The 18891-nt window shown below is 66.3% G+C and carries 18 protein-coding genes and 1 pseudogene; 8 read left to right on the forward strand and 11 right to left on the reverse strand.

The window, feature by feature from the left end; genetic code table 11:
- Positions 1–7: 7 nt before the first annotated feature.
- From AC1HIL_RS36175 to AC1HIL_RS36190, 4 genes are read right to left on the reverse strand one after another with little or no spacing between them, the layout of a single operon-like run.
- Positions 8–934, reverse strand: a complete 927-nt coding sequence (locus AC1HIL_RS36175; RefSeq protein WP_479668806.1) for an ABC transporter permease — start codon at positions 932–934, stop codon at positions 8–10.
- Positions 931–2013 carry an ABC transporter permease gene (locus tag AC1HIL_RS36180; RefSeq protein WP_479668805.1) on the reverse strand — a complete coding sequence of 361 codons (1083 nt, stop codon included), beginning with the start codon at positions 2011–2013 and terminating at the stop codon, positions 931–933. Before AC1HIL_RS36180 ends, AC1HIL_RS36175 begins: the two co-directional genes overlap by 4 nt.
- On the reverse strand, positions 2010–3644 hold the full coding sequence (locus AC1HIL_RS36185; RefSeq protein WP_479668804.1) for an ABC transporter ATP-binding protein: 1635 nt from the start codon (positions 3642–3644) through the stop codon (positions 2010–2012). Before AC1HIL_RS36185 ends, AC1HIL_RS36180 begins: the two co-directional genes overlap by 4 nt.
- Positions 3644–4627, reverse strand: coding sequence for a BMP family protein (locus AC1HIL_RS36190; protein WP_479668803.1), 984 nt, complete (start codon positions 4625–4627; stop codon positions 3644–3646). Before AC1HIL_RS36190 ends, AC1HIL_RS36185 begins: the two co-directional genes overlap by 1 nt.
- Positions 4628–4804: 177 nt before the next feature.
- On the opposite strand from AC1HIL_RS36190, the gene AC1HIL_RS36195 reads away from it, so the two are divergent.
- The 4 genes from AC1HIL_RS36195 to AC1HIL_RS36210 all read left to right on the forward strand — a co-directional run bounded on the left by AC1HIL_RS36195 (position 4805) and on the right by AC1HIL_RS36210 (position 9095).
- Positions 4805–5602 (forward strand): cysteine hydrolase family protein, encoded by a 798-nt coding sequence (locus AC1HIL_RS36195; protein ID WP_479668802.1) that lies wholly within the window; start codon positions 4805–4807, stop codon positions 5600–5602.
- Positions 5602–6807, forward strand: coding sequence for an amidase (locus tag AC1HIL_RS36200; RefSeq protein WP_479668801.1), 1206 nt, complete (start codon positions 5602–5604; stop codon positions 6805–6807). Before AC1HIL_RS36195 ends, AC1HIL_RS36200 begins: the two co-directional genes overlap by 1 nt.
- Positions 6804–7469, forward strand: a complete 666-nt coding sequence (locus AC1HIL_RS36205; RefSeq protein WP_479668800.1) for a TetR family transcriptional regulator — start codon at positions 6804–6806, stop codon at positions 7467–7469. Before AC1HIL_RS36200 ends, AC1HIL_RS36205 begins: the two co-directional genes overlap by 4 nt.
- Positions 7470–7553: 84 nt before the next feature.
- Positions 7554–9095 carry a gamma-glutamyltransferase family protein gene (locus tag AC1HIL_RS36210; protein WP_479668799.1) on the forward strand — a complete coding sequence of 514 codons (1542 nt, stop codon included), beginning with the start codon at positions 7554–7556 and terminating at the stop codon, positions 9093–9095.
- 26 nt (positions 9096–9121) lie between these two features.
- Here AC1HIL_RS36210 and AC1HIL_RS36215 read toward each other — a convergent pair whose 3' ends face one another.
- Positions 9122–9316, reverse strand: a complete 195-nt coding sequence (locus tag AC1HIL_RS36215) for a high-potential iron-sulfur protein (protein WP_479668798.1) — start codon at positions 9314–9316, stop codon at positions 9122–9124.
- A gap of 79 nt (positions 9317–9395) precedes the next feature.
- Between AC1HIL_RS36215 and AC1HIL_RS36220 the strand changes: the two genes are divergently transcribed.
- Both AC1HIL_RS36220 and AC1HIL_RS36225 read left to right on the forward strand, forming a co-directional pair.
- Positions 9396–9605 (forward strand): hypothetical protein, encoded by a 210-nt coding sequence (locus AC1HIL_RS36220; protein WP_479668797.1) that lies wholly within the window; start codon positions 9396–9398, stop codon positions 9603–9605.
- Between the two features lie 3 nt (positions 9606–9608).
- Positions 9609–10454, forward strand: a complete 846-nt coding sequence (locus AC1HIL_RS36225) for an SDR family NAD(P)-dependent oxidoreductase (RefSeq protein ID WP_479668796.1) — start codon at positions 9609–9611, stop codon at positions 10452–10454.
- A gap of 437 nt (positions 10455–10891) precedes the next feature.
- Here AC1HIL_RS36225 and AC1HIL_RS36230 read toward each other — a convergent pair whose 3' ends face one another.
- From AC1HIL_RS36230 to tnpA, 4 genes are read right to left on the reverse strand one after another with little or no spacing between them, the layout of a single operon-like run.
- Positions 10892–11164 carry a hypothetical protein gene (locus tag AC1HIL_RS36230; RefSeq protein WP_479668795.1) on the reverse strand — a complete coding sequence of 91 codons (273 nt, stop codon included), beginning with the start codon at positions 11162–11164 and terminating at the stop codon, positions 10892–10894.
- A gap of 53 nt (positions 11165–11217) precedes the next feature.
- Complete coding sequence (gene tnpC / locus AC1HIL_RS36235; protein WP_479668794.1) at positions 11218–12792, reverse strand: IS66 family transposase; 1575 nt, start codon at positions 12790–12792, stop codon at positions 11218–11220.
- A 57-nt stretch (positions 12793–12849) separates the two neighbouring features.
- Positions 12850–13182 carry an IS66 family insertion sequence element accessory protein TnpB gene (tnpB, locus tag AC1HIL_RS36240; RefSeq protein ID WP_479668793.1) on the reverse strand — a complete coding sequence of 111 codons (333 nt, stop codon included), beginning with the start codon at positions 13180–13182 and terminating at the stop codon, positions 12850–12852.
- On the reverse strand, positions 13179–13526 hold the full coding sequence (gene tnpA / locus AC1HIL_RS36245) for an IS66-like element accessory protein TnpA (RefSeq protein WP_479668792.1): 348 nt from the start codon (positions 13524–13526) through the stop codon (positions 13179–13181). The genes tnpB and tnpA overlap by 4 nt, the downstream gene beginning before the upstream one ends.
- A gap of 169 nt (positions 13527–13695) precedes the next feature.
- Here tnpA and AC1HIL_RS36250 point away from each other — a divergent pair.
- A pseudogene (locus AC1HIL_RS36250) lies at positions 13696–13896 on the forward strand (YqaE/Pmp3 family membrane protein).
- Between the two features lie 446 nt (positions 13897–14342).
- On the opposite strand, the gene AC1HIL_RS36255 reads toward AC1HIL_RS36250, so the two are convergent.
- Entirely contained in the window at positions 14343–14891 is a 549-nt protein-coding gene (locus AC1HIL_RS36255) for a helix-turn-helix domain-containing protein (RefSeq protein ID WP_479669644.1), read from the reverse strand.
- 208 nt (positions 14892–15099) lie between these two features.
- Between AC1HIL_RS36255 and AC1HIL_RS36260 the strand changes: the two genes are divergently transcribed.
- Complete coding sequence (locus tag AC1HIL_RS36260; protein WP_479668791.1) at positions 15100–15438, forward strand: helix-turn-helix domain-containing protein; 339 nt, start codon at positions 15100–15102, stop codon at positions 15436–15438.
- Between the two features lie 201 nt (positions 15439–15639).
- On the opposite strand, the gene AC1HIL_RS36265 is transcribed toward AC1HIL_RS36260, so the two are convergent.
- Entirely contained in the window at positions 15640–18678 is a 3039-nt protein-coding gene (locus tag AC1HIL_RS36265; protein WP_479668790.1) for a reverse transcriptase domain-containing protein, read from the reverse strand.
- Positions 18679–18891 lie beyond the last annotated feature (213 nt).

Consider the following 18891-nt stretch of genomic DNA (forward strand, 5'->3'; position numbering starts at 1 on the left):
CTGCGCTTCAGCCCTGCGCGAGCAACGGCTTCGTGAGCGCTGCGGGCGCGACCTGTCGACCGACCAGCCCGCCCACCGCCAGCAGCGCGAGCACGTAGGGCAAGGCGATCAGCAGGGCGCTGGGCACCTCGATGCCCATCGCAGGAAGCTGGAACTGCAGCGCGGTGGCGGCTCCGAAGAGACAGCAGGCCATCACGGTCCGGCCGAGGCGCCAGTTGCCGAAGATCACCGCCGCAATCGCCAGGTAGCCGGCGCCGCCGGTCATGCCTTCCGTGAAGGTGTGGATGTCACCTATCGACAGGAAGCAGCCCGCCAACGCGGACATGAAGCCGGTGAACAGCACAGCGCCGTACCGGATGCGGCTCACCTTCAACCCCGAATGGCTCGCCGCCTGCGGCGACGTGCCCGCAGCATGGATCGCCAGGCCGAGCGCAGTGGCGCGCATCACCCAGCCCACCAACACGATCAGCACGATGGCGGCATAGAGCAGCCATGCCTGCCGGAAGACCTGCTCGCCCAGGTGCGGTATCTCCGACAGGCCGGGTGGCGCCCACTTGTCCAGGCCCGGGATCTCGGCGCGCGAGCGGCTGCCGAAGATCGCCCGGTAACCCAGGGTGGTCGCGCCGAGCACCAGGATGTTGATGCCGATGCCGGTGACGATCTGGTTGGCACGCAGCGTGATGCTCAGAAAGGCCTGGAGCCACGCGATGGGCAGCACGCACAGCACGCCGCAGAGCAGGCCGAGCAACGGCGAGCCGGTGGCCCACGAGGCGGTGGCGCCTGCGAAGGCGCCGGCCAGCATGAGGCCCTCCACGCTCATGTTGAGCACGCCGGCCCGTTCGCTCACGAGCTCGCCGGTGGCGGCGAGCAGCAACGGTGCGGCGAGCCGGATGCTCGAGCCGACGAAGACGGCGGCCAGTTCGGGATCGATCATTTGCGTCGCGCCTCCATGCGCTGGATGCCGATGGCTGCCCCGGCGAGCGTCACGATGATGAGACCCTGGATCACCACGACCAGGGCGGTGGGCACTTGCGCCACCATTTCCATGTTGATCCCGCCCGAACGCAGGAAGCCGAAGAGCAGCGAGCCCGCAACCACGCCGGTCGCGCTGCCGCGTGCGAGCAGGCCCACCACCAGGCCGTCGAAGCCGTAGCCCGACGAGAAACCGGCCTTGAGCGTGTACTGCTCGCCCTGCAGCATGAAGGCGCCGGCAAGTCCGCCGAAGGCGCCGGCTGCGCAGAGCGCGCCGATGGCGAGGCGGCCGATGGGTATGCCGGCGCGGCGAGCCGCGCGCGGGTTCAGGCCGGTCGCGCGCAGCTGCAGTCCCGTCACCGTGCGGTTGAGCAGCAGCGCCACCGCCACCGCCAGCACGACCCCGATCAGCAGGCCGACGTGCAGCGGCGTACCCGCATCGCCGGTGAGTAGCGGCAGCTGAGTCGCCACCGGAATCTCCAGCGACTCGGGCAGCGTCGCGCTGCTCGTCATCGGCCGACGCAGCAGGTGCTCGGACTGCACGCTGCCGTACACCATCCAGATGGCGATGAAGGAAAGCAGCAAGGTCGCGATGACCTCGTTGGTGCCCATCTTGACGCGCAGGACGCCGGCGATGCCGCCCCAGAACGCGCCCGCCGCGCAGGCGCCGAGCATCGGAACGATGAAGGCCAGCCCCCACGGCAGCTGCGCCACTGGTGGCCACAGCGCGAGCGCCGTGGCCGTGATGCCGCCAACGGCAATCTGCCCTTCTCCGCCCACGTTCGTGAGGTTCGCGCGCTCGGCCAGGATGAAACCCAGGCCGACCAGCATGAGCACCAGCGCACGGTTGATCGAGGCAGCCAGCGCATAGGACGAGCCCCAGGCGCCGTCCGCGAACGCGGCGACCGCATCGCCTACGGGCACGCCGAGCGCGGCGATCAGCAAGGCACCGACGCCAAAGGCCAGCAGCACGGCGGCTGCCGAGACCTGCAGCGCAGGGGTCGGCCTGAGCCGTGACCAGGAAAGTGCAGGACCGCTCATGGGGCGACCTCCTCTGCAACATCTTCCTTGTCACGGTGCCCGGCCATCCAGGCACCGATGCGCGCGCGGTCCGCGCCCGCCGTGGGGCATGTGCCCATCACCCGGCCCCGGTAGAGCACCAGCACGCGGTCGGCGACGCTCAGCAGTTCGTCGAGCTCCGACGAGATGAGCAGCACGCCGACCCCGCGGTCCGCGGTGGCCCGGATGTGGCCGTAGACGGCCTCGACCGCGCCGACATCCAGGCCGCGCGTGGGCTGCGCCGCCAGCAGGAAGCGCAGGCCCTCGAGCGTGAGCTCGCGCGCGAGCACCGCCTTCTGCTGGTTGCCGCCCGAAAGGCCTCCGAACGGCACGTCGGGGCTGGCGGCGCGCACGTCGTAGCGCTGCATGAGGTCGAGCGCCGAGCGGCGCATGGCCGCACGGTCGAGGAGGCCGAAGCGCCGGAACCGGTCCAGGCGGTCGAGCATGATGTTCTCTGCGACGGTCATGCCTGTCACGCAGGCCAGCGCATGCCGGTCTTCGGGCACCACGCCGCAGCCCGCGGCGCTGAGCTGGCGCGGCGTGGCGCGCGTCATGTCCTCGCCGCAGACGAAATAGCGCCCCTCGGTGGGACGCAGCATTCCCGAAAGCACCGCGCCCAGCTCGCCCTGGCCATTGCCCTCGACGCCGGCGATGGCCACTATCTCGCCCGGCTCCACCACCAGGGTGAAGTTGTCCAGGCGCACCACGCCATCGATGTCGCGCACGGTGAGGCCGTCGGCCAGCAGCGCTGCCTCGCGCGTCGGGCTGCCCGGTGCCGGCCGGGACGCACGAGACGCCCGTACCGGCGCTGCGGCAGGCGCCTGCAGGTCGCGCTGGATCATCGCGCGCACCAGCGCGTCGATGTCCTGTGCGGGCGCGTCCGAATGCGCCACCACGCGGCCGCCGCGCAGCACGGTCGCACGCCGCGCCACGCGCTGGATCTCGGCCAGCTTGTGGGTGACCAGCACCACGCCGCAGCCCTGCTGCGCCACGCGCGTGCACACAGAGAGCAATGCCTCGATCTCCTGCGGCAGCAACACGGCGGTGGGTTCGTCGAGCACCAGCAGGCGCGGCTCGCGCACCAGGCACTTCACGATTTCCACGCGCTGGCGCTCGCCCACCGACAGGTCCTGCACCTTCGCATGCGGATCGAGCGCGAGCCCGTAGCGCTCCCGCATCGCGGCGATACGCGCCGCGCCGGCCTTGCGGTCGAGCACGCCGCGCACCTGGCCGAGCAGCAGGTTGTCGAGCACCGTCATGTCGGGCACGAGGCTGAAGTGCTGGTGGACCATCGCGATGCCGTGAGAAAGGGCATCCGCCGGCGAGCGCGGGCGAAACGCTCCGCCGGCCAGCGTCATCTCGCCCGCGTCCGCGGCGTGCACGCCGAAGACGAGATTGCACAGCGTGGACTTGCCGGCGCCGTTCTCGCCCAGCAGGCAGTGGACCTCGCCGGGATGGAACGTCAGCGCGACGTCCTGCAGCGCCTGCAGCGCGCCGAAGCGCTTGGACAGCCCCTCCAGCTTCAGCAGCGGCGCGGCGGCCGGCGTTGCGGCGGACCCCGGGCCGCCGTCGCTGATGCCGTCACCGAGGCCGATGGCGTGGCGCTCGCGCATCAGCCCTCCAGCACCTTGATCTTGCCGGACAGGATGTCCTTCTTGATCTGCTCGAGCTTGGCCTTCTGTTCGTCGGTCGCCCCGCAGATGACCATGTCCGATGCGTTCGGCCCCATGGCCAGTCCGAAGGGCTTGTAGCCGGCCTTCCAGGTACCGCCGACGGCCTCCTTGATGGCGTACTGCACCTGATAGCCGACGCCGGTGATGCTGTAGGCGGGATAGAGCGGATCGGTGCCGCAGCGGTTGGTGTAGCTGCCGATGATCTTCGTGCCCTTCTCCTTGGCCGCCTGCTCCATGCCGCGCAGGCCGAGGTTCAGGATGTGATAGTGCACGTCGGCGCCCTGCGCGATGGCCGCCAGCGTGGCTTCCTTGGCCTTGGCCACGTTGTCGAAGTCGCCGGTGTAGTTCTCGAAGTACTTGATGCCGGGCTTGATGTACCTGGCGCCGTTGCCGAACTCCTTGCCGGCGTTGACGATGGAAGGGATCTCCATGCCGCCCACGTAGCTCACGGCCCCGTTCTTCGAGAGCATCGCGGCGGCGGCGCCCGCGACGAAGGCGATCTCGGCCTGCTTCACGTCGTAGCCGGCCACGTTGGCCGTCTCCTCGGCCTTGTTGCCGCCGACGATCGAGAAGTGCGTCTTGGGGAAGCGCTTGGCCACCTTGAGCACGGCGGCCTGGGTCTGGCCGCCGACGCCGATCACGAGCGCGTTCTTGCTGGCCAGGTTGGTCAGCGCCTGTTCCATGTCGGCGTAATTGATGTTCTCGATCATCTGCACCTTGATCCTGGCGCCGTACTCCTTCTGTGCGGCCACGAGCCCGTCGTAGCCGGACTCCATCCATCCCTTGTCCGACTTGGACCCGGGAATGAGGATGCCGACCGCGATCGGATCGGCGGCCGAGGCCGGCAGGCTCAGCACGAGGGCGGTGAAGGCGCTGACGCCTGCGAGGACGGCGGCGCGGCGGGAGGGAGACGGAATCTGCATGGCATGCCTTTCGCTAGTTGGAGGGTTAAGTAACTAATCAATTACTTACCGACAACGCATCGCAATAACAGTGCCAGTGAATTCGCCGACTTTTTGCCGCATATCGGTGCGGCGACCGCAACGAATGCACCAGCCTGCGGCGATGCGCCCTTCGCCCGCACACCACCGGAGCCTTTGATGAAACGCCACCCCTATCTCCCCGATGCCCGGCCCGACGGCGCCCTGGGCCTGGGCCAGCAGTACTACTGGGTCGCCAGCGAGCGCGAGGTCGATATGTCCGTGGAGCCGCCCGCGCCGCTGCGCGCCCGGGTGCAGGCGCAGCCGCAGAACGTGGTGCTCGACCTGCGCCGCACGGCCATCGTCATCATCGACCTGCAGAACGACTTCTGCACCGAGGGCGGATGGGTCGACCTAATCGGCGGCAACTATGCGGCGGACCGCACGCCGATCGCCCCGTTGCAGAAGCTGCTGCCCGGGCTGCGCCGCGCCGGCGTGCCGGTCGTCTGGGTCAACTGGGGCAACCGCCCGGACCTGGCCAACATGCCGCCCAACCAGATCCACCTGTACAAGAACAGCGGCACGGGCGTCGGCCTGGGCGACCCGCTGCCCGGCGGCAAGGGCCACGTGCTGCAGAAGGACTCGTGGGCCGCGGCCATCGTGGACGAGCTCGCACCGCACGAGGGCGACTTTCTGGTCGACAAGCACCGCATCAGCGGCTTCTGGGACACGCCGCTGGACAGCATCCTGCGCAACCTCGGGGTACGCAGCATCCTCTTCGCGGGCTGCAACACCGACCAGTGCGTGCTGCACACGCTCACCGACGCCAACTTCCTGGGCTACGGCTGCGTGATGCTGAGCGACTGCTGCGCCACGAGCTCGCCGGACTTCTGCACCGAGGCGACGATCTGGAACGTCAAGAAGTGCTTCGGCTTCGTGACCGACTCGGCCGCCGTGCTCGCGGCGCTGCCCGCCTGATGCACACGGAGACAGCGCACGGCTCGGGCGGCTGGATGCCCGGCCCCCGCTGCGAGCGGCCCGCCACCGGTGTTGGCGCGCTGAATGGGGTGCGCCTGGGCGTGAAGGACCTCATCGATATCGCAGGCGCCGTCACCGGCGGCGGTAACCCGGACTGGGCCACCAGCCACGCGCCGGCCGTGCACGACGCGCCCTGCGTGGCCGCGCTGCGTGGCGCAGGCGCGCGGGTCGTCGGCAAGACGATCAGCGACGAACTCGCCTTCAGCCTGGAGGGCGAGAACGCCCACTACGGCGCGCCGCGCCATCCGCGCGACCCCGATCGGCTGCCCGGTGGGTCGTCCAGCGGCAGCGCCGCCGCGGTCGCATGGGCGGAGGTCGACCTGGCGCTGGGCACCGACACGGGCGGCTCGGTGCGCGTACCGGCGGCGTTCTGCGGGGTCGCCGCGATGCGGCCCACGCACGGGCGGATCCCGCTCGACGGGGTCCTGCCCTTCGCACCGAGCTACGACACGGTGGGGTGGTTCGCCCGCGATGCCGACCTGCTGCGCCGCGCCGGGCATGCGCTGCTCGGCACCGAAGCTCGCATCGGCAGCAACCGGCCCGCGCCGCCCCTGCGCCTGTGCGTGGCCACGGACGCGCTGGCGCTGGCGGAGCCCGCGGTGCGCGAGCCGCTGGCCGCGTGGGCCCGCCTGATGCGCATCGACAGCGAGCGCAGCGCCTATGGCGGCAGCGACTGGTGCGACTGGTTCGAAGCCTATGCCGTGCTCCAGGGCCTGGAGATCCGGGCCCACGTCGGCCCGTGGATCCGGCGACAGCGGCCGCGCTTCGGCGCTGCCATCGCGCCGCGCTTCGAGGCGGCGCTGGCGCTCGATGCCGCACAGGGAACGCGCTGGAGCGACTGGCGCGCCCAGGCCGCCGCGCGGCTGGCGCAGAGGATGGGCCCCGACGAGGCGTGGCTGATTCCTGCCGCACCCTACCTTGCGCTCTCGCGCCGGGCCGATGCGGCTCAGCGCGGCGCCTTCTACGAGCGCGCACTGGCGCTCGGCGCGGTGGCCGGCCATGCGGGGCTGCCGCAGGTGGTGTTTCCGCTGCCGGCTGCCGAGGGCCTGCCGCCTTGCGCATCCTTCATCTCGGCCAGGGGCAATGACGAACGGCTGCTCGAACTTGCCGCGACACTAGCGCCTGCATCCCCATCCACACGATGAGCAAACTTTCCCCACGGCAGGCGCCGGCCCAGGAGACGATCGCGCGGCGCGACGCCGCACTCACGCGCGCGAAGCTCCTGGAAGCGGCGACCGACGAGTTCTCGAACGAGGGCTACAGCGGCGCGCGCACCGAACGCATCGCACGGCTCGCCGGCACGAACATCCGCATGCTGTACCACTACTTCGGGAGCAAGGATGACCTGTACGTCGCCGTGCTCGAAGCGGTGATGGCCGACCTGCGGCACGAAGAACTCCGGCTGGACCCGGAGGCCGAGGAGCCGCTGACCGGCCTGCTGCACATCGCCGATTTCGTGGACCACCACTTCGCGACGCACCCGCGGCTGCGCAAGCTGCTGGCCTTCGAGAACCTCAACGAGGCGCGGCACCTCGCGCGCTCGAACCGGATCCCGGAGATGTCGTCGCCGGTGATCGCGCTGATCCGCCGCCTGCTGGTGCGCGGGGTGGCGGCGGGCGTCGTGCGCAGTGGCATCGATGCGCTGCACCTGTACGTGGCGATGGTGAGCCTGTCGTACTACGGCCGCGCCCATGCGTTCACGCTCTCACGCATCTTCAACAAGGACCTGCAGGCCGCGGCCTGGCAGAAGGCGCACCAGAAGATGACCCGCCAGATGGTGGCGGCCTTCCTGACGCAGGCGGCATGAACAAACTTCCGCATGACTGCTTCCATGTCCGCTGAGCCCACACACCAGCCCACGGCACGTGCTTCGGCCACCTCCCGGCGAGGCATGGTGACGAGCCCTCATCCGCTGGCCAGTGCGGCAGGCCTGGAAGTGCTGGCCGATGGCGGGAATGCCATCGAGGCCGCCATCGCCATGGCGGCCGTGCTGTGCGTCGTGTGCCCGCACTTCACCGGGCTCGGAGGTGACGGTTTCTGGCTCATCGCGCAGCCCGGTGCGCCGGTGCGCGGCATTTCCGGCGTCGGGCAGGCCGCCGCAGCGCTCCCACCGCAGTCGGGGCCAGTCCCGCTGCGCGGCGGCGCGTCGGCATTGACCACGGCCGCGGCGGTGGACAGTTGGGCCCGAGCCTTCGACATCTCGGCGCGCAACTGGCAGGGCCGCCAGCGCTGGGCGTCACTGCTGTCTCGCGCGATCGAACATGCGCAGGAGGGCTTTGCCGTGTCGGCCTCGCAGCGCTTCTGGCACGAGATGCGGGCCGCAGAGACGCAGCACTGGCACGGCTTCGACGCGGCGTTTCCCGTCGGGCCTTCGCACCAGCACCAGCGCCAGCCCGGGCTGGTGCACACGCTGTCGCGGCTCGCGGCGCAGGGCCCGCGCGAGTTCTACGAAGGCGAAGTCGCGCACCGCCTCGCGGCCGGCCTGCAGGCCGCGGGTTCGCCGCTCACGCTGGACGACATGCGCAGCACCCGCGCCCGGGAAGTGACGCCGCTGGCCGTGCCCTACCGCGGCGGCACGCTGCTGAGCCTGCCGCCGCCGACGCAGGGCTTTGCCACGCTGGAAGCCATGGGCATCCTCGGCGAGCAGGATTTCTCCGGCATCGCCGAAGGCAGCGCCGAGCACTTCCACCGAATGGTCGAGGCGATCAAGCTGGCCTTCGTCGACCGCGACCGCTTCCTGGCCGACCCCGATTTCACCGAGGTGCCCGTGCAGCGGCTGCTCGACGCCGCCTACATCCAACAGCAGGCGGCGCGGACGCAGGCCGGCGCACGGGCGATGCCCTGGCCCCAGCGATTCCGCCACGGCGACACCGTGTTCTTCGCGGCCGCGGACGCCTCGGGCCGTGGTGCGGGCGTGCTCCAGAGCATCTACTACGACTGGGGCAGCGGTGTCGTGGCCGGCGACACCGGTGTGCTGTGGCACAACCGCGGCGCGGCCTTCCACCACGATGCGAGCCATCCCAACGGGCTGCGCGGCGGCAAGCGGCCCTTCCATACGCTGAACCCCGTCGCCTTCATTCGCGACGGTCGGCCCGAGCTGCTGCTGGGCACGCAGGGCGCGGACGGGCAGCCGCAGACCCTGGTGGCGCTGCTCACCCGGCTGATCGACTTCGGCCTGGACCCCGCGCAGGCACTGGCAAGGCCGCGCTTCCTGCTCGGACGGACCTTCTCCGACAGCCGCGACAGCCTGAAGCTGGAGCAGGACGTGGGGCCCGAGGTGATGGCATCGTTGACCGCGCGCGGCCACGAGGTCGCGCCCATCGCCGCGCACAGCCCACTGGCAGGGCTGCCCGGCGTGATCCGCTTCGAAGCCGACGGCAGCCTGGCGGGCGCGCACGACCCTCGCGGTGATGGGGTCGCACTGGGTCTTTGAATGCCGGGCTGCCGGCAGCCCGGCCCTCAGGCCTTCTTCGCCCAGGCGCTGAACCACCCCCTGGCGTTGACCTGCTTGCCGGAGAACAGCGCGCAGCTGCCCTGCGGGCCGGTCGGCCTCGATTGCCACAGTGCGCAGCCGTTGCACAGCTGGGCGTTGTCGTGCTTCGGGGATTTCTTCGTATCGGCCCTGGCTGAATCTGCGACATAGCCGAGCGCCACGGCTTGCGGCTCTTTCTAGTCGAGCTGGGCCTGCGCGAACGCACCGGAGGCGCAGGCGGCAGCCCCCGTCGCGGCGAGCGTGGGTACCTTTGTGGCCGCGGTCTTTCTCTCCTTCGTGCCCGACGTCGCCGAGAAGCTGTCGCAAAAGCTCACGGGCGTTCTCTACGGCGCCGTGATGCTCGGGGCCGTGTTCGTGCTGCCGCTGCTGTCCAAGTGGCGCGGACGCATGGCTGTGTCCGATCGCGCTGCGGCACCGCCCCTGAATCCCATCGATATCAAGGAGAAATGAAACATGCTGAATCGCAACAGGCCGCTTGAGGACCAAGTGGCCGTGGTGACGGGCGCAACGCGAGGCGTCGGCAAGGGCGTCGCGCTGGCGCTCGGTGAAGCGGGTGCGTTGGTCTATGCGACTGGGCGCACGCTCGAGGCCGGCGCGTCAAACTGGCTGGGGTCCCTTCAGGAAACCGCCGATGAAATCACCCAGCGTGGCGGCCGATGCATCCCGATCGTCTGCGACCATGGCGACGACGCCAGCGTGAAGCGCGTCTTCGAGCGTGTGCACGATGAACAGGACGGAGCGATCGACATCCTGGTGAACAACGTGTTTGCGGCCCCGTCCCACATGCCGGTCAACGTGCCCTTCTGGGAGCTCGAAGACGACCTTTGGGAAGATCTGCTGCGGGTGGGGCTGCGCTCGCACTACATCGCCAATCGCTGCGCGGCGCCGAGGATGGTTGCCCGCCGCAAGGGACTGATCGTCAATACCTCCTCGGGCGGAGCTCTGCGCTACGCCTTCAACGTGCCCTTCGGAGTGCAGAAGGCCGGCGTCGACAAGATGGCTAAGGACATGGCTCACGACCTCAAGCCCTTCAACGTGGCCGCGGTCGTGATTTGGCCGGGTTTTACCAAGAGCGAGAAGTTCCTCGCTCAGCCGGACCGGGTCCCTGCACCACTGGCCAAGCGGATCATGGAAAGCGGGGAGTCGTCCGAGTTCGCAGGGCGGGCCGTGGTTGGCTTGGCCGCCGATCCAGCGATCATGGAAAAGAGCGGTCGACTGCATCTGGTTGCAGAACTGGCGCAAGAGTACGGGTTCACGGACATCGATGGCAGGATGCCCGCGGCGCCTTCCCGGGTCTGATCACCAGAGCAGACGTGATGGACGGCTCGGGTTGGGGCAAGCCACAGAAAGCCTTCGAGGGTCGGTCAGGCCAGATTTCCGGGGCGGGCTTGGCTGTCCGTTGGCTGAGCACAGGACCGCGCTGAGCTGAGGTGGACGCGGCGGAAATCGGCACGAGTCTCGCTCATCCGAAAGGTTTAAGAGGGTGGGTTCCATCGGACCGACGATCAGGCGGTTATTGTGGAGCGTGAGCGGTGAGCAGCTAAGCCACGCTGGCGTCGGAACTTTGGTGTGATGCTGTGGCCCGCCTCATGCGGCTTTCAGCTTGCGAATGCCTGGAACCTACGGGCCCCATCCCAGCCGTACTACGGCCTTCTCACCATCCACGCCGGAGATGCCGACCGCTGGCAACCTGGTGGGCGGTATGCGTCCGGCGAAGTCAGGGCATTTCCTGCGCACTAGCTGCGCATGGTCGCTATCCACGCGGTGCTTGAGCCGTTGCGCACGATGCAGTACCCGGCTCCGCCTGTCATGGGCTGCGGGAAGTATTCCCAGAACCAGAGTTCGTCTTCCGGCTGCAGGTTGAGCACAAAGTTCTCCCATCGCTCCTGCCAATGAGGACTGATCGGGATGCCGAGTTCATCGGACTCTTTGCGCAGCTCTGCTTCAGCTTCTGCGCGACTAAGACGGCGCTGCCAGCTTTCAACGGGTGGGTATGGCTTTTTGTTCACTGAGCGCTCCTCCGTCCTGCAGTATGCCAGCGCCTCCCAAGGCGCTGATGACCTTAGGTAGGCACGCTCGTTGGCTGCCACTGATGAGGTAGAAGCTCAGCGATGCGACGGGCCGGTTGCGTGGGCAGTCGCTCGAGGACGTCCTTCAGGTAGGCGTGCGGCTCGTGGCCATTCAGCTTCGCCGACTGGATCAGGCTCATGATGGCCGCAGCGCGCTGGCCTGCCCTTAACGAGCCTGCGAACAACCAGTTCGATCGTCCGATGGCGATCGGGCGGATCTGGTTCTCCACCCAGTTGTTGTCCGCCGGCAGATCACCGTCGTCCATGTAGCGCGTGAGCGCGTTCCAGCGCTTCAGGCTGTAGTCGATTGCCCTGGCCGTGGTCGAGCCATCCGGCACTCTTTGCCGTTGCCCCGCGAGCCATTGTTGCAGCGCAGTGGCCACGCTGCGCGATCTCTCCTGTCGTATTCGCCTTCGCTCCTCAGGCATCAACCCAGCGACTTCGCGTTCGACGGCATAGAGCTCGCCGAAGAACTTCAGTGCTTGCTCGCCAACTTGGCTGCCGTGATTGGCCCAGAGTTCGTGGAACTTGCGCCTCGCGTGCGCCAAGCAGCCCGCCTCGGTGACGCCGAGCTCGAAGCATGCCTTGTAGCCGCTGAAGTCGTCGCAAACCAGTGTGCCGCGCCAGCCATGCTCGTCCGGCAGCCCGAGGAAGGCGCGAGCATGCTGACCCCCACGGCTGTCGGCGAAGTCGAACACCACCGCGCGAAGCGCGCTGTAGCTCGTCGTGCAGTAGCTCCAGAGGTACGCACGGTGTGTCTTGCCGTTGCCCGGCTTGAGCATCGCCACCGGGGTCTCGTCGGCATGCAGAACCGAGCTTCGGAGCATCTCACGCTTGAGCGCATCGACCAGCGGTTGCAACTGCACGCCGCACTGTCCGACCCAACTGGCCAGTGTCGAGCGCGGGATGGCCAGGCCAGCGCGACCGAAGATGGCTTCCTGCCTGTACAGCGGCAGGTGATCCAGGTACTTGCCTACCAGCACCTGTGAGAGCAGCCCAGCCGTCGGGATGCCCTTGTCGATGATGTGCGGGGCGACGGGCGCCTGCACCAGCGTCTCGCACTTCGTGCAGACCCATTTGCCCCGAACGTGGCGCTCCACCGTGAACACGCCAGGCTGGTAGTCGAGTTTCTCGGCCACATCCTCACCGATGCGCTGGAGGTTGCAGCCGCAGGCGCAGGTGGCGCTCTCAGGCTCGTGGCGGATCTCCCTGCGCGGCAAGTACGCGGGCAGTGTCTTGCGCTTGGGCTGCTGCTTCTCACGCTGCGCAGACGGCGCGGTCGCGAGTTCCTCCAGCTCACGCTCCATCGCCGCCAAGTCGGCATCGATGGTCTCCTCCAGCAGGCTCTTCTGCTCGGCGTTGAAGGCTTCAGACTTGGCGGCGAACTTCAGCCGCTTGAGCACGGCCATCTCGTGCGTGAGTTTATCGATGGCGGCCTGCTTGAACGCGATCTCGTGGTCTCGGCGCTCGATCTCAAGCTTGTCGGCTACCGCCCCTCTCCTCAGGGAGAGGACCATCTCGCGCAGTTGCTGCGCGTCCAGTTGGTCAAGGTCGGCCGTGTCAGTCACGGAAGGTGATGGTGCCCCGGTGTACTCGCGAGCGCATCAGCACATTCGGCAATTGCACTACAGCACGCAGATCACCCCAGCTTCGCCGATACGCTGCCACGGCAGTCCGAGCACCAGTGCATCGAACTGGGGAGGGGTCAAGCTGAGCGTGGTGTCGCTGTCCTTGGGCCAGACGAACTTGCCCTGGTGCAGGCGTCGTGCCGACAGCCAGATACCGATGCCGTCGTGCACCAGGACCTTCATGCGATTGGCACGTCTGTTGGCGAACAGGTACGCGTGGTGCGGGCGCGCGGCGCCAAAGACACGAACCACGCGTGCCAGCGCTGCTTCGGTGCCCGCACGCATGTCCAACGGCTCAATGGCAAGCCACAGCGCGTCGACGCGAATCACCTGAGGATCTCGCGCAGCCAGGCGGCGCATTGGTTTGACGCGCTCAGCGGCCATGTCACGCTCACCGCGATCGCGCCTCGGCGAATCTCAAGGTGAATGTCGCTCGCGACGGCGAGGTCAGGAGCCAGTGTGAGCGAGACGAACTCGGCCTGCTGATTGCCGCTCTTCGGATCGACGCCTCTCGCGTCGACCGTACGCCGCCACTTGTGAACGAGATTGGCGTTCAGGCCATGGGCCAGCGCCACTTGAGCCACAGACGCTCCAGGTTCCGCGCACGCCGTCAGCACCTGCCGCTTCAGTTCGGCCGCGTGGCGGCGCCGGCTCACGCGCTTGGAGTGTTCCATAGGTGTCCACCTAAATCCTTGGTGGACACCATCGTCGTAGACACCGGGGTCAAGCTCAAGACGGGATCACCGCGCGCTTACGGTGGGCGGATAGATCGTGAGGAGAAGCTATGTCCGCCGGCCCGTACTTTGGCAGGATCGTGGCTAGACCAACCACGGAGAAAACATCTTGCGTCTCATCGTGGCCATACTTCTTCCCTTCGTCGCCTTCTTCACGATCGGCCGCCCCATCGCAGGGATCATCTGTTTGATTTTGCAGGTCACCCTTATCGGTTGACTTCCGGCTGCGATCTGGGCCGTGTATGCGCTCAGTCAGTACAAGACCGATCGCAAAATCGAAAAGGCGTTGAGCGCTCGCAGAGGGACGTGAGGGGTCGTCTGCAAGCGATTCTCGGGCACCGAGTAGCCTCCGCCGTTATCAGAAGGCTTTTTGAGTCCCGGCCGCCGCTTGGAGGTGGCCCGTTCGGCATGCCGAACTCCTCAACGGAGCGCGTGAAGACTGCGTTGCTACGGCAGCATTCAACTTCGAAGAAGGCGCTTCGGAATCGAACTCGGCGAGCGTTGTTAGAGATGGAGCCACTGTGACGGCATACAACATCACTCGGCGCCACCGAGTGGGTAGTTGCCGCGCCTTGTTCAGCGCTCCAATCTGAAGAACTTGAGATCGCGCGCCCAGTCGGCGCAGCGCCCGATCAAGCAATTCGGCGGCTCATTCCGTCAACCCCAACAGTTGACTAACGAGTCGCCAGGCTCGGTGGTCACCGAGCCTGCTTGAAACTGCCCGAAGTTCGGTGCTGAGTCACGAGGTCCCCCATATCAGTTGCGCAGCGTCAACGCAACAGACAAGTACGACACGGGCCCGCTGTCAATCGCCTCGATTCCATGGAGCGCAGTGGCATCAAACAGCAACGAGTCCCCTGCCCTTACCAAAGCCGTCTTGCTGCCATAGCGGTACGTCACTTCGCCAGACAGGAAGTACAGGAACTTGACCCCAGAGTGCTGGGCAGTCGCACAGGGCTCAGCATCGGGCAAGAGCGTCACCAAGTGGGGTTCCGCGAACAGGTTGCCCGACAGGAGATGGCCCAACACTTCGCGACGATGGCCCGTCATTGTGCCCATCCGGTCTACCACGAGGCCGCGCCCGGCTGGAACATGGCAGAAGTCCATGCAGCGCTCCTGGACGCTTAACAAACGCGACGCCGGCACCCCCAGGCTATGCGCGAGCCGATCCAATGTCTCCACTGAAGGCGAGACCAAGCCGCGCTCGATGCGTGAGAGCAACGAGGCAGATACACCCGAAAGTTGGGCAAGCCTGGAGGCCGAAGTTTGTGCTGCCATGCGAAGCGCCCGGACCTCCGTGCCGATGCGTGACGCGCACGAGTTGTGCGCGACCCGCGCAGGCTGTGGCGCTGTCGCACGTGTCACCGAGATGGGCAACTGCAGCTTCTGAGCGGTTGGCAGAGGTGATGCGATCACTCGATTCGACACGCGGGATCCGTGAAAAGTTTATCTGGCTTGGCAATTCTACGATAAACGTAGAGACACATCTATAAGACACTACGACTATCGTAGAGTGCGTAACCTAAATGTCCATTCAGTCTTTGGCACTCGCCTGCGGCTGGCGAGATTAGCCTCAGAGCTACCGCAGGACAAATTGGGCGTGAAAGCTGGGCTCGACGAAGGCACAGCAAGCGCGCGTATATCTCGCTACGAGAGCGGAATTCATGAGCCGAATATCTCTTTCGCACAACGACTTGCAGATGAGCTTGGCGTACCGCTTGCTTATTTTTACGCATCTGACGACGACTTGGCCGAAATAATTCTTCGATTCGGTCAGCTCAACAAGAAGCAACGCAACTTGCTCCTCGATTTCGTCAAAACGCTTGAACCACCGACGAGGCGCCAGTCCTGAACAAGGCTGGGAATGCGTTTTTGACAAAGCGTGCAGCCAACTAAGTCCCGCAGCGGACCTAGCTTCGAAGAAGCTGCCCGGCCTCAAGCGGTCAACTGCAGATTCAGGTTTCGGAATGTCGGGGCTCCCGATCCGCGGTCGTTTGCCGCGTACAGTTTTCATTGCACAAAGTGGTGTAGCTGCTCGTTTGAACTGCGGCGCTCAGCCCTCTCCAGCCGGCAATACTTTGCGGCTGAGATCAATATCGAATCCATCCGGCACCGGCTTGAAGGGCTTGGCCGGGGAGCGGTGGCTGCTCTGGAAGGCGCGCAGCGCCTGCACGTCGATCTCGCCGATCACGCAGTAGTCGGTGATACCACCCTTCACGCGCAGCAGGTCGCGCTGCCAGCTCTCTTTGAACGGCGCGCGGATGCGGCTGTCGCCGTACTGGCGGTCGTTGCACTGGACGACGTATGCGTGCATGTCCAGTGCGGCGGATTCAACCAGGGCGTTGAAGGTCTCGGTGTCCTGGTTCCACTCGGGCACGAACAGTGCATCCACCCTGCCGCGCAAAGCGGCGCGGTAGCTGATGTTGGTCAGCTCGCTGCAGACCAGCAGGGCGAAGCGAAGGTCGCCGTGTTGCAGGATGGGTGGTGTCTTCCAGACCTTGTCCGGCTTCAGTTCGAGCCCAGCCAGACGCTCTAGCTCCTGCTCTTCGTGAAAGGCCGGACGCTGTTTGTCCTGCCGGTAGATCATCAACGAGGGGAAGCCTAGGCCATCGTGCGACAGCGCGGCCCACACTTGGTGGCGTACCCGTCCTTTGCTGGCATGCAGGTATTCGATGCCGGTGATCAGTGAAATGCCGCGCCCCTGCAGCTTGCGGGCGATGCGGATGAACCAGTGCGCAGGCAAGGCCAGTTCGGGCAGCACGAGATAGCGGCTGTGTTGCGGCTGGGCGATCACGCCATCGAGCAAACGGCACAGGCGGGCGTAGCGATCCACATCTGGGTCAGGCATGCGCATGACCGAGGCTGTCCAACTCGCCATCTGGGTCTTCCAGCTGGAGACAGCAATGCCGTACCGGCGCTTGGGCTGGCCATCGGGGATCTGCAGCACGTCGTGTTTGTCGAAGACGGGCGCAGCATCGCCTAGCTTGAAACCCCGCACCGCGAGCACCACGGCCTGCATGGTTTCGCGCTGAGCCGCTTCGTACGCCGCCTTGTTGAGGATGAACAGCTCCGGCAGGTTGTACGGCCTAGTGGCGAACAGCAGGCCATGCGGCAAGCCTTTGAAGCGGATCCACTTAGCCAAGTGTCGCGTGCCATCAAGCACCGTGTCCGGCAGCAATTCTGCCGCATGGGTACAGGCGGCCAAGGTCTTCCTGGCCGGGATTCCGCGCTGGGCAACCATTTCCTGGGGCAGCCCAATGAAGCGAAACGGCATGTGCGCCAAATCGAAGGAGAACAGGCGTGCCTGCTGGGTCTGAAAGCCCTTGGGCGAAAGATACCAGTCCAGCAGAGCGGCGAAATCAAGCGCGGGCATGTAGCCGTCCATGTGCGCCTGCCAGGCAGCTTTCCCATCTTTCGACAAACGTGGCGGAAACGCGGCGCTGATGCTCTCGCGCACGGTGGCGTAGATTTGCTTCTGCCAGCGCGTCATCAGCTCTGTCGCAGGCGGCACTCTGTCGCTCGGGCAGGCCTTGATGCCCAGCTCGCAGTGCTCGGTCACCTGAGTGCAAAGTTGTTCCAGCGTCCGCAGGATCTTGCGCAGGGCCTCGAAGTCTTCACACGCTGTGGCCAGCCTGATGACGCGGGGCATGTAGACCGCCAAGTCGAAGAACTGCGGCAGCACCAGCACATGCTCCACAAAGGCTCGGAAGAAGGCTTGGCGGTGCGCCCGCCAGGCGTCCGGCAGCAGGTCGCGCTCGTAGGCTTCGAAGTCGCGCAGTTTTATCGCAAAGCCGGCGCGGCGCATGGTCAGGGCATCGGCCTTGCGCAGGTTGTCGGCCGCCTCGCCATCGCTTTGCGTGGCGGCCAACAGGTCGGTGCCCACATGGCTGGCCGAGTGCGGCAAGCGCGGCATGGCGCGCCATTCGCTCGCGCGTTCGTGAATCTGGTGGGCAATGGCGTCCACTAGAGTCCTGCCCGGCTCGCCCGCCAGGATGAACACCTTGTTCTTGGCGTTGGCAAAGCGGATTTGGCTGTCGCTCAGGTAGGCGGGTTGGAAGCCAATCTGCTTGCGCTCCTGATCCGTCCAGCCCAGCTTGCCACCGGCCCGCGCGAACACCCAGTCCCACAGTTCGGCGGTCGAGCGGAAGCTGGCGCCGTTCTCCATCACCAAAAGGATGTCGTCCACATAGCGGCCGTAATACAGCGGCGAAAGTTGCTGTTCAACGATGCGGTCCAGTTCAGCCAGTGCCACGTTGGCCACCACGGCCGAGGCGGGCAGGCCGACGGGCAGGCCCTTCTTGAGCGGCGTGGCGGCGGCCCAGGCGCGCAATGCCTGAATGAAGAGGCGGTGGAGCTTGGACTGGGTTTCCGACAACTCCAGCTCCAGCACCTTAACCACAAAGGCGGGGGCGAGCATGAAGCCGGGGTTCAGCTCGTGATAGAACGAGCTGACATCCGCCGTAAGCGCCACGATTTTCTTGCCGGCCTCCAGCGCGGTACGCATGGCCGTTATGCCCTTGTCTCGCCAGTCGCGGAAGGGTTTCAGGTAAGGCTCGAAGGAGCCGAGCGAGAGCGGATTGATGCTTTTTCCATCCTGCTTGCGGCGCAGGCGGTTGCCGTAGGCGCAGGCCGTCAGCTTGGCGTCGAACAGGTGACCAACCTCCAGCATCCACAAGGTGGACAGCACATGGAAGTTCAGGCTGCATTGGGCCATCACCCGGAATTCGGCTTTGGGCTTTTGCGGCTTTGTACCGTCGGCCAGCAGGCTGCATGCGTGCGCCCATTCATCGGCCGGCGAGGAAAAGATCAGGCCGTTGCCGTGCTGTTTGCGAAACTGTTCCCAGCTATCAACCCCCTCGGGCTTATCGGGCAGCATGTCCACCGACTTCGTGGCAAGCGTCCAGCCGCCGAGGAAGTCAGCTTGCGTGACCCACAACTCGTCTTCGCCCTGGATCTTGGCCAGCAGTGCGGTCAAGTTGGCTTGCAGCTCGTCCTCGTAGTCTGCAATCGCGTCCAGCGAGGCGTGAGACGAGTAGTACAAATCAACTTTGGCCTTTCGATACGCCAAGCTGAGATCATGGAGGCTAGGCATGGGAGTTTTCTCGCGGGAGAGTCGATGGCAACAGGGCTTCGTAACGCGCTTGCCACCGGTTTTCGGGAATCTGTGCTACGAAGCGTTCTACAGTTTACGCAGCCACTTGACGTGGTACATCAGGTTCAACGGAATCTCGGGCACGGCCTCTTGAAGCGCCGCGACGAACTGCTTGGCCATGGGGTCAATGTGCTTCTTGATGACCCGCTCGGT

The sequence above is a fragment of the Variovorax sp. ISS6 genome, assembly GCF_056523145.1.